This window comes from Pontibacillus chungwhensis BH030062, from assembly GCF_000770675.1.
Classification (GTDB): domain Bacteria; phylum Bacillota; class Bacilli; order Bacillales; family BH030062; genus Pontibacillus; species Pontibacillus chungwhensis.
The window spans coordinates 28,794-41,340 of sequence record NZ_AVBG01000022.1; the positions used below are offsets into that span (position 1 = coordinate 28,794).

12 protein-coding genes and 1 other annotated feature are annotated in these 12,547 nt (G+C 39.7%); of the genes, 9 read left to right on the forward strand and 3 right to left on the reverse strand.

All coding sequences use genetic code 11. From position 1 onward, the window contains the following. The first annotated feature begins 35 nt into the window (after positions 1-35). Positions 36-1,943, forward strand: a complete 1,908-nt coding sequence (gene asnB / locus N780_RS18340; RefSeq protein ID WP_036787548.1) for an asparagine synthase (glutamine-hydrolyzing) — start codon at positions 36-38, stop codon at positions 1,941-1,943. Here asnB and N780_RS18345 read toward each other — a convergent pair. Together N780_RS18345 and N780_RS18350 are read right to left on the reverse strand one after the other, a co-directional pair. Then, positions 1,936-2,817 carry a C39 family peptidase gene (locus tag N780_RS18345; RefSeq protein ID WP_036787550.1) on the reverse strand — a complete coding sequence of 294 codons (882 nt, stop codon included), beginning with the start codon at positions 2,815-2,817 and terminating at the stop codon, positions 1,936-1,938. The genes asnB and N780_RS18345 overlap by 8 nt on opposite strands. 47 nt (positions 2,818-2,864) lie before the next feature. Further along, positions 2,865-3,392 carry a gamma carbonic anhydrase gene (locus N780_RS18350; RefSeq protein WP_036787552.1) on the reverse strand — a complete coding sequence of 176 codons (528 nt, stop codon included), beginning with the start codon at positions 3,390-3,392 and terminating at the stop codon, positions 2,865-2,867. A 76-nt stretch (positions 3,393-3,468) separates the two neighbouring features. Here N780_RS18350 and N780_RS18355 point away from each other — a divergent pair, with 76 nt between their 5' ends. Further along, positions 3,469-4,245 (forward strand): alpha/beta hydrolase, encoded by a 777-nt coding sequence (locus tag N780_RS18355; protein WP_036787554.1) that lies wholly within the window; start codon positions 3,469-3,471, stop codon positions 4,243-4,245. Positions 4,246-4,276: 31 nt separating this feature from the next. Then, positions 4,277-5,347: a tetraprenyl-beta-curcumene synthase gene (tbcS, locus tag N780_RS18360; protein ID WP_500038791.1), complete on the forward strand. Its 1,071-nt coding sequence runs from the start codon at positions 4,277-4,279 to the stop codon at positions 5,345-5,347. Positions 5,348-5,441: 94 nt separating this feature from the next. Here the strand turns inward: tbcS and mnmM are convergent, their stop codons facing one another. Continuing rightward, positions 5,442-6,002: a tRNA 5-(aminomethyl)-2-thiouridylate-methyltransferase MnmM gene (gene mnmM / locus N780_RS18365; RefSeq protein WP_036787555.1), complete on the reverse strand. Its 561-nt coding sequence runs from the start codon at positions 6,000-6,002 to the stop codon at positions 5,442-5,444. Between the two features lie 137 nt (positions 6,003-6,139). On the opposite strand from mnmM, the gene N780_RS18370 reads away from it, so the two are divergent. The 6 genes from N780_RS18370 to N780_RS18400 all read left to right on the forward strand — a co-directional run bounded on the left by N780_RS18370 (position 6,140) and on the right by N780_RS18400 (position 12,114). Beyond that, positions 6,140-6,427 (forward strand): DUF2524 family protein, encoded by a 288-nt coding sequence (locus tag N780_RS18370; RefSeq protein ID WP_036787558.1) that lies wholly within the window; start codon positions 6,140-6,142, stop codon positions 6,425-6,427. A gap of 219 nt (positions 6,428-6,646) precedes the next feature. Next, on the forward strand, positions 6,647-7,561 hold the full coding sequence (locus N780_RS18375) for an ABC transporter ATP-binding protein (RefSeq protein ID WP_036787559.1): 915 nt from the start codon (positions 6,647-6,649) through the stop codon (positions 7,559-7,561). Beyond that, positions 7,554-8,504, forward strand: coding sequence for an ABC transporter permease (locus N780_RS18380; protein WP_036787562.1), 951 nt, complete (start codon positions 7,554-7,556; stop codon positions 8,502-8,504). The genes N780_RS18375 and N780_RS18380 overlap by 8 nt, the downstream gene beginning before the upstream one ends. 67 nt (positions 8,505-8,571) lie before the next feature. Next, positions 8,572-8,788: a binding site (T-box leader), on the forward strand. Between the two features lie 70 nt (positions 8,789-8,858). Further along, a complete protein-coding gene (gene leuS, locus N780_RS18390; RefSeq protein ID WP_036787567.1) occupies positions 8,859-11,276 on the forward strand; it encodes a leucine--tRNA ligase in 2,418 nt (805 codons plus the stop codon). Positions 11,277-11,447: 171 nt separating this feature from the next. Next, entirely contained in the window at positions 11,448-11,753 is a 306-nt protein-coding gene (locus N780_RS18395) for a rhodanese-like domain-containing protein (protein ID WP_036787569.1), read from the forward strand. A gap of 22 nt (positions 11,754-11,775) precedes the next feature. Continuing rightward, complete coding sequence (locus N780_RS18400; protein ID WP_036787572.1) at positions 11,776-12,114, forward strand: rhodanese-like domain-containing protein; 339 nt, start codon at positions 11,776-11,778, stop codon at positions 12,112-12,114. Positions 12,115-12,547: the final 433 nt, after the last annotated feature.

The window sequence follows — 12,547 nt, forward strand, 5'->3', positions numbered from 1 at the left end:
ATTAGCAAAGTGAGAATGAAAGTGAGGATCTTCGTATGTGCGGTTTTATTGGTGTTATTCGAGACGTTCCATCTCCAGTAGATGAAGAACAAAAACAGTCTTTTAAGCGAAGAAACGATATTATCACTCATCGTGGCCCTGATGATGAAGGGTATTATCATGATGACTACATATCTTTTGGCTTTCGCCGTTTAAGTATAATCGATATAGAAAGTGGCCATCAGCCTCTTAGCTATGATGATGAAAAAATTTGGATGGTGTTTAACGGAGAAATTTACAATTATGTAGAACTTCGTGAAGACCTTCAAAAACAAGGATATACATTTGAAACAGAATCAGATACAGAGGTTATTGCGGCCTTGTTTAAAGATAAGCAAGAAGGAGCGTTTTCTTATCTGCGCGGTATGTTCGCGATCTTAATATGGGATAAAGAAGAGCAAACATTTTACGGAGCTCGTGATCCATTCGGCATTAAGCCATTATTCTATAGTGAGCAACATAATGGCACTTATTTTGCTTCAGAGAAGAAGAGCATCACGCTGCTTCAGGAGAATGAACTAGTTAATACAGAAGCATTGCAACATTATTTAAGCTATCAATATGTTCCCGAACCTCTAACCCTAACAGATGGAATATCTAAGGTTGAACCCGGGCATTATTTCGTTAAGAAACCAGGCCAAGCCATTAAGTTTCACCGTTATTGGCATGCTACTTTTACACAAGTAGCTGGTAGCGAGAGTGAATGGATTAAACGTATACAAGATGTTATGTATGATTCTGTGAACAAACATATGCGCAGTGATGTACCAGTAGGATCTTTCCTATCAGGAGGGATCGATTCCTCTATCATTGTAGCGATGGCACGCGAGTTTAATCCCAACTTAAAAACATTCTCAGTTGGTTTTGAACGCGACGGATTCTCTGAAGTGGACGTAGCAAAAGAAACAGCAGAGAAACTGGGGGTAGAAAATCACTCCTATATCATTACTCCAGAAGAGTATGTGCAGAAGCTTCCGAAAATTATGTGGCACATGGATGATCCTCTAGCAGATCCGGCTTGTGTACCTCTTTACTTTGTTGCGCGTGAAGCACGCAAACACGTTACTGTTGTGTTATCAGGCGAAGGGTCTGATGAATTATTCGGTGGTTACAATATTTATCGTGAGCCTCAATCTTTAAAAATGTTTGATTCTATGCCTGGTGTAGCTAAGAGTTTGCTTCAACGGGTAGCTAAAGTAATGCCAGAAGGTGTGAAAGGTAAGAGCTTCTTAGAGCGAGGAACTACACCTTTACGTGACCGTTATATCGGTAATGCAAAGATGTTTGAAGAAGCAGAAAAGCAACAATTGCTTAAGGATTATCATAGTAAATCTTCTTATCAATCATTAACGCGTTCACTTTATGATCATGCAGGTGCTTACCATCCTGTGAACCAAATGCAATATGTTGATATTCATACTTGGATGCGTGGAGATATCTTACTGAAGGCTGATAAGATGACGATGGCTCATTCTCTTGAACTTCGTGTTCCATTCTTGGATAAAGAAGTCTTTAACGTGGCCCGCGAAATTCCGGTTGATATGAAGATCGCAGATGGTACGACGAAATCCATTTTACGTAAAGCTTCGAGAGGAATTGTTCCCGATCATGTGCTAGACCGAAAGAAACTTGGCTTCCCAGTTCCGATTCGTCATTGGTTAAAAGATGAATTAAACACATGGGCGAAGACACTTATCCAGGAGAGTGAAACGGATCATCTGATTGAGAAGAAAGCTGTGTCTCAGTTGCTCGAAGATCACGTTCAAGGAAAAGGCGACTATTCTAGGAAGATATGGACCGTTCTTATGTTTATGTTATGGCATCAAATTTTCGTTGAGCGGAAATTTTCTTTTGAAGAATTAATTAGTGAAGACCAAACAAAAAGCAAGCTAACCATTAGTTAATGGTGATTGCTTGCTTCCCCATTTGCACCCAGGCTTCTTTAAAGTCGTTTCTGGGTGCTTTTTTTTGTTGGCCTGTAAGAGGGTCATTAAAGTACATATGTTCCGAATCATAACCAGTAACTACAACAGAGTGCTCTTTCATCGTAATCTTTTGTTTTCCGTTTGGAGTTATCCAATCTTCGAAAAGGTGATCTGGCAGATGTTTGTACATGGTGTTAGTGATGATCCAAACGGGTTGGCCGTTATCGAGGTGCTCAAGAATTTCGTAAAAGCTCCCGCCTGAGAAATCATCAACACGCTTCCCTGCAAACTGACGAGCGAGAGAAGCAATAGGTTTATGATAAACTCCGTATCCGGGTTCATTGAGGTTGTACATATTCCCTACAAACCCCTCATTTGGGTCACCATAATAAATTTGTCCGTCAATGTTTTGATACACCTCTTCAGACTTTTTCACTTTTTTAGCTAACATCATTTTATCAACATCGTAATCATAATGGCTTAAAAGCATGCTTAAAGAAGTGACCTCACATCCTCTTGGAAGTTCTGGATATTGTGTAACGGTAGGAATTTCTATATGGACTTCCTGTTTTAAGTGATAGTCTTCGATTAATGGAGCGCTCCAAAACTCTTTCCCTGTTTTTTCTTGGTTCGCGGATACATGTTTAACGTTTGATGTTTCGTTCCATAAGCTTTGAAGCGTTGTTTTATGTGTTTGAACAGTAATCATTCCTGTAAATAAAGAACAAGTAATAAAAAGAACGCTATACCACTTAAGCAATCGCTTATACGAGTTTCGTAGATTTGGTTTCATACTAATCGTCCAAAGTAGCACTGCCAGAACTACAGAGGTGGAGAAAAGTACAATATACATAAATGCATATGCCTCCTAGTCAATTGAGACTCCTCAACTGGTGAAGTTTAGAGATCGGGACGACTGGGTGTTATCGTTTTATAATATTGCCCTTTTTCAACATACTCTCTTCTTATTCGTTCCATATCCCTAACGTCTTCATCGGTTAATTCACGTATAACTTTAGCCGGACGTCCCAATGCAAGTGTTTTTGGGGGAATTTTTTTATTAGGGGGAACTAAACTGCCTGCTCCAATAAATGCTCCTTCACCGATTTCAGCTCCATCCAATATAATAGAGCCCATTCCAATAAGGGCATTTTGTCGGATGATGCTTGAGTGCAACATAACTTGATGACCTATTGTCACATCATCTCCTATAATAAGGGGATTCCCGGGACTTTGATGCAGCATACTCTGATCTTGGATGTTGGATCGTTTCCCAATATGTACTCGGTCTACATCTCCGCGAATGACGGTTTTAAACCATATGCTTGCTTCCTCTTCTACTACAACATCTCCAGTAATAATAACGTCATCTGCAATGTAAGCTGTGTCATGAATAGTCGGCATATGTCCTTTGTAAGGGTAGATCATTTGAATCCTCCATTCGATTGTGTTGATATTATAAGTATAACAAAAGGGAGAAGACTATAGGAGAGAGGAAGATTGTATGAAGCATATTACTGTAAAAGGTGCTAAAGGGGTCGTGGTGATTGTTCACGGGGCTTTTGAACATTCAGGTCGATATGATGACTTGGCGAATCGTTGGGTGAGAGAAGGATATGAAGTTATATATGGCGATCTTCCTGCTCACGGAGAATACGAGGGGGTTAAAGGGCATATTGACCGTTTTGAAGAATACTTAGAGGAGATTAGCAATTGGGTGGAAGAAGCTCAAAAAACGAACTTACCTATTTTTTTACTTGCCCACAGTATGGGAGGTCTTGCTGCTATTCGATTACTTGAGGAGCAGGAGCTACCTATTAAAGCTGTAGTACTCTCCTCACCGGGATTAGGGATTCAAAACCCTCCTCCTAAGCCTCTTCAGGTGGTTGCTAAGGGGTTAAACATTGTGGCACCTAAATTGCAGCTAAAAGGCAATTTAAACCCTGAGCACGTCACAAGGAATACAAGTGTGCTACAGAGGGATCACGGCGATCGTTTAATGTTAAAGAAAGTTTCTGTACGCTGGTACAAAGAATTTGAGAAGGGGATTGAACTAGCTTTTCGAAATATCGACAAGTATCAAAATGTGCCGACGCTTGTGATGCAAGCTGGAGATGATAAAATAGTAAATAAAGACGCTACACAAAAATGGTTTAATTCACTTCACATTCATGAAAAGTTTTATAAAGAATGGGAAGGATTATATCATGAGATCTTTAACGATCCCGAACAAGATGATGTATTTCAGTATGCTAAATCATTCCTGGAGATGCATCTATAGAATAGTGTAATGAAAAAGGAGGTTGCTTCTTTTGGGCTCCATACCAAAACGGGCCATTCCCTTAATGGCTACGATTTACCGGAATATTTTTCCTAAGGTTCACAAGGAATTAGGTTACTGGAAAGCACGAGCAGAACAGATTCCTAACCAAGAGCTTCGGAGACAAGCTCTCGATGCAATAGAAGACAAAACCTTCCATTGTGAAGGGGGATCGATTTATGCGATTTTGGCAGGGGATAATCGGGATAAAGTCATTCAATTTGTAGTTGCTTATCAGACGATTTCGGATTACTTAGATAACTTGTGTGATAGGAGTACATCTTTAGACCCCAGGGACTTTCGAGCATTACATACTTCTATGAGGGATGCATTAACACCAGGAAATCCTATTGGCGATTATTACAGAGAACGTGAAGAGAAGGATGATGGAGGGTACCTAGAAGACCTAGTGAAAACATGTCAGAACTTACTCGGGCAACTTTCTACTTATTCACAAGTCAAGGATTATGTATATGAATTAGCGGCTCTGTATTGTGATTTGCAAGTTCATAAGCATGTGAAAACGGAAGAACGTTTACCTCGTTTAAAGAGTTGGTTTGATAGCCATCAGGAGCGTTGGAAAGACCTTAGCTGGTATGAGTTTTCTGCTTGCTCTGGTTCAACACTTGGGATCTTTTGCCTTGTTTCCTACGCTCACGGAGAACATTTGACTAAGGAAGTGGCGTTGCAGGTGTATAATGGGTATTTCCCATATATGCAGGGACTCCATATATTGTTGGATTACTATATTGATCAGCAGGAAGATCTCGAAGCGGGGGACTTAAATTTCTGTACATATTATGATCATGAAGATCATATGAAAGAACGTTTCCTGTACTTTATTGATCAAACCAAGTTACATGTTAATTCGCTTCCTCATGCTTCTTTTCATCACATGGTACAAAAAGGGCTTGTTGGGCTTTACTTAGCTGATTCAAAAGTTCAAAAGCTTCAAGGAGCCCGTCCGATAGTGAAAGAACTATTAAGCGTAAGCGGCACAAAAGCAAAATTCTTTTACATGAACTCGAAACTGTATCACAAAATAAAACCCGCCCTCGCGTAGAGGACGGGCTTTATTTTGCTTTCTTATAATAAAGCGTGCCAGACACCCTTTAGTTTGATAAAGGGTGTCTGGCACGCTTTTATGCGTTAATGTGTTACTTCTTTTCGATTGCGAGAATAAATGGAGGTGTATTGACTTGATTCAAAAATCCGTAACGAAGAACGTTGTATTGTTTTTGGTCTAGCTTTGAAAGGGATTTGAGTAGAGCTTCCTTTTCTTCTTGGCCACCTTCATGACCGTGATATACAACAAGTATTAAAAGGCCTTTTTTCTTGAGTCTGTCGAGAATTCCATGAACGGCTTCAAGTGTTGAGGCTGCTTCAGTAACAATCGTTTTGTCGCTGCCTGGAAGGTATCCAAGGTTAAAGATAGCCCCACCTAAAACGGCATCTTCATCTATATACTTTTTGAAGTGAGCATGGTTATCCATTATAAGGTTAACATTATGAATATTATGTTCAACAAGCCTGTCATGCGTGGATTCAATCGCTTGTTCCTGAATGTCAAAGGAAAGGACATTTCCTTTGTCTCCAACGAGCTTACTTAAAAAGACAGTGTCATGGCCGTTTCCGGCTGTACCATCAAGGGCTGTTTCGCCTGGGGCGATGGATTGTTCTAACAAATGATGTGCATAATCTAAGATACGGTACAACATAGTAAGATCTCCTTCTTAAGATGTGTTTCGAAGCATTTTCCTATGATGCATTGTAGCATGTCTATACAAATAGCAAAAGTGAATTGAAAATGCATAGGAATAGGTCTGATGCACATTATAGGAATGAGGTGATAATCATGGCGACACGTGAATCCGTAGAAAACATGGTAGAAGTGGCAAAAAGAAAGATGGAAGCTGCCAGAGAACAATTAGAACAGGCGAACCAAGTCGGTTACCAGCCAAATGATGAGTATAGTCAGGCTCAACTTGGTTTAGAAGAAGCAGAAACTGAAATTCAAAAGCTTATGCATAGCGCCAACCATCAACAGAAAGATGAGCTTCACCGTTTACATTTGCAAGTGACACAAGTTTTAAACGACATGATTTTGGATCACGAAGATCTAGGGGAATATAAGCAGCGATAAGTGAAGTACCCTGCGTATAGAGACGCAGGGTCTCTTTGTGTTCTCGTCAAGAAAAAAATGTAAAAAAATCTAAGAACCTTGGAACTAAATCTGGTTAGTAACGTATAACAAATGAAGTACGAACGATTCTATTTTAGCTTCTGGCATTATTGGCAATAGAGGTACGAATTTTAGTGTGTGCATAGGGGCAGATGGAAAATTATAAGGGGGTAATAACACATGGCCAAATCAGTTGTACAACTTAAAGGGTTGAGAAAAGACATTAAGAGCAAAACGATCATTCATGACTTAGACCTGGACTTATATGAAGGAGAGGTCTTTGGCTTCCTTGGACCGAATGGAGCGGGTAAAACAACAACAATTCGAATGATGGTAGGTCTTATGAAACCTACTGCGGGAAATGTAATCATTGGAGGAACTTCTTTACTTGAGAACTATGAGAAAACAATCAGTCAAGTGGGGGCAATCGTTGAGAACCCAGAATTGTATGATTACATGTCTGGATATAAGAACTTAATCCATTTCTCTAGAATGCACAAAGGAATTACGAAAGAACGCATTCAAGAGGTAATAGATCAAGTTGGGTTAACTTCTCGTATTGGTGAAAAGGTAAAAACATATTCTCTCGGGATGAGACAACGTCTGGGCTTAGCACAAGCACTTTTACATAAACCAAAATTTCTTATTTTGGACGAGCCTACCAATGGATTAGACCCTGCAGGTATTCGGGAGTTTCGTACATACTTACGTAAGATTGCTCAAGAAGAAGGGGTGAGTATTCTCGTTTCAAGTCACCTTTTATCTGAAATCGAATTGATGTGTGATCGAGTTGGAATCATTCAAAAAGGAAAATTGATTGATATTCGTACTGTTAAAGAAGAAACAGAGAAAACGAAGTGGACGTTTACTGTGAAACAACCTATTCAAGCAAAAGATGTTTTGGAGCAAGCGTTTGAAGGAGTGGAGATTGAAGCAAATGAGCAATCTATTTCCCTATCAATATCTCAAGATGAAGTACCAGAGTATAATAAAGTGCTAGTGGAACAAGGGGTCCTCGTTTATGGAATTGCAAACACGAAATCAACATTAGAAGATGAATTCCTGAAAGTAACAGGAGGTGAGCAAGTTGGTTAATTTTGTTAATTTAATTCGTAATGAATGGATGAAACTAATGCAAAGAAAGAGTACATGGATTATGTCTATTATTCTTATCATTGCTGTGTTTAGTATTTTTGGAGTTTTGAAATGGGATTACAGCCATCGGGAAGAATCTGTTGGGCCTAACACTACTGAACAACGACTACAGCAACAAATAAACACTTACGAAGCTCAAAAATCAGAAGCTGATCCTTCGTCTCTTGATTATAAGTATGCTGTTGAGCAAATTGAACTTGCCCAATATCGTCTAGATGAAGGGTTAGCGCCTGCTGAGGTGGGGAGTTTCTGGCATGTTATGAATACTTCCGCTAACTTCTTTTCTTTAATCGTTTTATTTGTCATTATTGTGGCGTCAGGTATTTTAGCTCATGAATTTCAAAAAGGTACAATTAAATTACTGGCTATTCGACCCGCCACGCGGACAAAACTGCTCTACAGTAAATATGTAACGGTACTTCTCTTCTCTGTTGCGATTGCTTTGCTTTTACTTGTTTCCTCACTTGTTGCATCACTCATATACTTCCCGTATGATTCCTACACCCATTTGACTTGGAATGGGGAGTCAGTTTCAGAGTGGCCGGCAATTTTTTGGATCTTACAAAGTTATCTTTATGCCATGGTAAACGTTGTTGTAATGGGGACGATTGCATTTGTAATAGGAGCACTATTTCGTTCAAGCGGATTGGCAATTGGGATTACAATGTTCTTCTCTTTCGCTACGTTACCTGTAATGATGATGTTGAGAAAATATGAATGGGCTAAGTATATTTTGTTTTCACACGTTGAGTTTTCGATGCATCTTAGTCAACCGTTTGTCGATGTAACGCCTTTATTTTCGTTAATGGTCATACTTATGTATTTGGTCATCTTTCATGCACTTATGTACACTTCCTTTAAGAAACGCGACATAGCTGTTTAATTAGGGAGTCGTCTTCTTGACATTGTTAAAAGAATTGCTTACAATTTACTATCATATACTAACGGTCTGAATAACTGTGACAAGGACTAGTAATAAAGATGTCAAGTAAGAAGAGAGGTAGCGGCTGGTGAAAGCTATCCTTGGCCTTTATGAACTCACCTTTGATGTTGCGCACCTGAACGTAAGAGTAAGGTTCGCCGTTCTCCGCGTTAAGGATTCGAGTGAGCGTCAATTGGCGTTAATTTGGGTGGTACCACGGGTATTCAAAACCTCTCGTCCCAGAGTTTGGGGCGAGGGGTTTATTTTTTATACTTAGATCACATTATTCAGTACAAGTTCTAGGAGGTCAAAGGAATGGCATACGATCACAAATCGATCGAAAAGAAATGGCAAGATTACTGGGTTGGTGACAAAGTCTTTAAAGCTGACAGCAGTAGTGATAAAGAAAAATTTTATGCGCTAGATATGTTCCCTTATCCATCAGGAGCCGGTCTTCACGTTGGACACCCTGAGGGAATGACTGCAACAGACATCGTTTCTCGTATGAAGCGCATGCAAGGTTATGAAGTTCTTCATCCAATGGGCTGGGATGCATTTGGTCTTCCAGCTGAGCAATATGCACTTGATACAGGGAATGATCCAGCTGTCTTCACTCAGCAAAATATCGATAACTTCCGTCGTCAAATTCAAGCACTTGGATTTTCTTACGATTGGGATCGTGAAGTAAATACGACAGATCCAAACTATTATAAGTGGACACAGTGGATCTTCACGAAACTGTATGAGAATGGATTAGCCTATGTAGACGAAGTGGCTGTTAACTGGTGTCCTGCACTTGGTACAGTTCTTGCGAATGAAGAGGTTGTAGACGGCGTCAGTGAGCGAGGTGGTCACCCAGTTGTTCGTAAACCGATGAAACAGTGGATGCTTAAAATTACGGCTTACGCTGATCGTTTATTAGAAGACCTTGAAGACCTGGACTGGCCTGAGAGTATTAAAGATATGCAGCGTAACTGGATTGGTAAATCTGAAGGAGCAGATGTTCACTTTGAAGTAGATGGACACGATGAAACGTTCACTGTATTTACGACCCGTCCAGATACGTTGTTCGGCGCAACGTATGCTGTGCTAGCTCCTGAACACCCATTTGTTGAACGAATTGTATCTGCTGAACAAAAAGAAGCGGTGCAAGCTTATATAAATGAAGTGACGAAGAAGAGTGATTTAGAGCGAACGGATCTTGCGAAAGAAAAATCAGGCGTTTTCTCAGGAGCATATGCAATCAACCCTGTAAATGGGGAACGCATCCAGATATGGGTAGCGGACTATGTTCTAATGTCTTACGGCTCAGGTGCAATCATGGCTGTTCCAGCTCACGATGAACGTGATTATGAATTTGCCAAAACGTTTGACCTTCCAATTCGCGCAGTTCTAGAGGGTGGAGACGTTGAAAAAGAAGCGTATACAGAAGATGGGAAACATATTAATTCTGACTTCCTAAATGGTCTTGATAAAAAAGAAGGCATTCAAAAAGCAATTGAATGGCTTGAAGAAGAAGGTAAGGGTGAGAAGAAAACGTCTTACCGTCTGCGCGACTGGCTGTTCAGCCGTCAGCGTTATTGGGGAGAACCAATTCCGGTTATTCATTGGGAAGATGGTTCTGTAACAGCTGAAAAAGTCGAAAATCTTCCTCTTGAACTTCCGAAGACAGAAAACATTAAGCCTTCAGGCACTGGCGAATCTCCGCTTGCTAACATTGAAGATTGGGTAAACGTGGTAGATCCAGAGACAGGCATGAAGGGCCGTCGTGAAACGAATACAATGCCACAATGGGCAGGTAGCTGCTGGTATTTCCTTCGTTACATTGATCCGGACAATAGCGAGCAATTAGCTGATCCGGAAAAACTGAAAGAATGGCTACCGGTTGATATGTATATTGGGGGAGCGGAACATGCTGTACTTCACCTTCTATATGCTCGCTTCTGGCATAAATTCCTTTACGACATTGGCGTGGTGCCGACTAAAGAACCGTTCCAACGTTTGTTCAACCAAGGTATGATCCTGGGAGAAAACAACGAGAAAATGAGTAAGTCGAAAGGAAATGTTGTGAACCCAGATGATATCGTCGAGACACACGGAGCAGACACATTACGTCTCTACGAAATGTTCATGGGGCCTTTAGAAGCATCAGTAGCTTGGTCTACAAATGGTTTAGATGGAGCACGTCGATTCTTAGATCGTGTATACCGCCTTTTTGCTACAGAAGAGGGCAGTCTCTCAGAAAAAGTTAAAAAAGGTAGTCAAAGTACAGATCTTGAACGTAGTTACCATGAGACTGTTAAGAAAGTAACGGAAAACTTTGAAGCGCTTCGCTTCAATACAGCTATTTCACAAATGATGGTCTTCATAAATGATGCATATAAAGCTAATGAAATTCCTGCACAATATGCAGAAGGGTTTGCGAAGCTACTCTCGCCAGTGGCGCCACACCTAGCTGAAGAATTATGGAGTATACTAGGTCATGAAGATACAATTAGTTACGAAGCTTGGCCAGTTCACGACGAAGCGAAGCTAATTGATGACGAAGTCGAAATTGTCCTTCAAGTTATGGGTAAAGTTCGTTCTAAAGTAAGTGCGCCAAAAGATGCTTCTAAAGAAGAACTTGAAAAACTTGCGATGGAAGATGAAACAATTCAAGAATGGATTGAAGGTAAAACCGTACGCAAAGTAATTGCCGTTCCTGGTAAACTTGTAAATATTGTTGCAAACTAAGTGCAAAAAGAGGCTGCTTTAAAAAAGCAGTCTCTTTTTTTATCATATTACGAAGAAAAGGGCTAAAACACAGTATTCTGATCGGATTAAATACCCATAAACGTATCTCTTGACTTCAAGAAAAAATGATATAAAATAAGGCAGTGCATAAGTTAAAAGGGGGAGCTAGCCGTGTACGAAGTGCAAGAAATTACAGCGATGGAATTAGAAAAAATGTTAAATAAAAATGGTCAACCACTGATAATAGATGTACGCGAAAATGAGGAAGTTACACAAGGTATCATTCCTTCTGCTAAGCATATTCCTCTTCAACAAATTCCTGATTCACTAGATTACTTTCGTAAAGATGAAGAATATATTATTGTGTGCCGGGCTGGAATTAGAAGTATGAATGCTTGTTTGTTTTTAGCTCAGCATGGTTTTACGGTTACAAATTTAGCCGGAGGAATGCTCGGTTGGAACGGAGAAGTTATATGATAAATTGCAAGGGGGTTACAGCATGGAAACTTTAGGTCTTATTGCATTATTCATTTTATTAGCTTTATTTATTACGAAGCAGTTTATTTCACCCCTCCTTTATATGAAGAAAATCGATCAGCAGTCGGTTTCCGATGACTATTGTGTAATTGATGTAAGGGACTATGTGTCAGCGCATCGTAGTCCGTATCCGGAAGCGGAAAACATTCCACTATCCTACCTGCCGAGAGCATTGAAGGAACAATTCGAATGCACAAAAGAGATCGTGCTTATTAGTGACGATCTTAGGGGAGTTAGGATGGCTGCTAAAATGATTAGAAAGAAGAAACATCAATCTGTCTATTATATTCAACCTATGTAAGATAAAAGGGTCGCTATCTTTTTGAGTAGATAGCGACCCTTTCATATTTTGTAGAATGATAGATCGTTATTGTCGTATACATAGCAGGATTCTTCATAACCCTAGCATTACTAGAGTCGGTTCGTGTTATGATAAAGTTTTAAAACCTATGTTATTGATTGGATTATAGCTAAGTTTAGTCATATCTAAAATAAATTTAAAAAAATACTATGATTTCATTGACCTTTTTCGTTTAATGCTGTAATATTGTTTTTGCTGTCGCGATAACGCACAGCAAAGTCATCATCGAGTTAAAGAAATATTAAGGAAATGTTAATTTTTCATTGACTCCATGTTAAGACATGTGATAACATATAATTACTTTCCTCGACAAGAGGACAAGTTACATTTGATCTTTGAAAACTGAACGAAACAACATGTAACGTCAATGTCT

Excerpts from the sequence above, each read along its gene's own strand:
- asnB (WP_036787548.1), top strand. The coding sequence starts at position 36 with ATGTGCGGTTTTATTGGTGTTATTCGAGACGTTCCATCTCCAGTAGAT.
- N780_RS18345 (WP_036787550.1), bottom strand. The coding sequence starts at position 2,817 with ATGTATATTGTACTTTTCTCCACCTCTGTAGTTCTGGCAGTGCTACTT.
- N780_RS18350 (WP_036787552.1), bottom strand. The coding sequence starts at position 3,392 with ATGATCTACCCTTACAAAGGACATATGCCGACTATTCATGACACAGCT.
- N780_RS18355 (WP_036787554.1), top strand. The coding sequence starts at position 3,469 with ATGAAGCATATTACTGTAAAAGGTGCTAAAGGGGTCGTGGTGATTGTT.
- mnmM (WP_036787555.1), bottom strand. The coding sequence starts at position 6,002 with ATGTTGTACCGTATCTTAGATTATGCACATCATTTGTTAGAACAATCC.
- N780_RS18370 (WP_036787558.1), top strand. The coding sequence starts at position 6,140 with ATGGCGACACGTGAATCCGTAGAAAACATGGTAGAAGTGGCAAAAAGA.
- N780_RS18375 (WP_036787559.1), top strand. The coding sequence starts at position 6,647 with ATGGCCAAATCAGTTGTACAACTTAAAGGGTTGAGAAAAGACATTAAG.
- leuS (WP_036787567.1), top strand. The coding sequence starts at position 8,859 with ATGGCATACGATCACAAATCGATCGAAAAGAAATGGCAAGATTACTGG.
- N780_RS18400 (WP_036787572.1), top strand. The coding sequence starts at position 11,776 with ATGGAAACTTTAGGTCTTATTGCATTATTCATTTTATTAGCTTTATTT.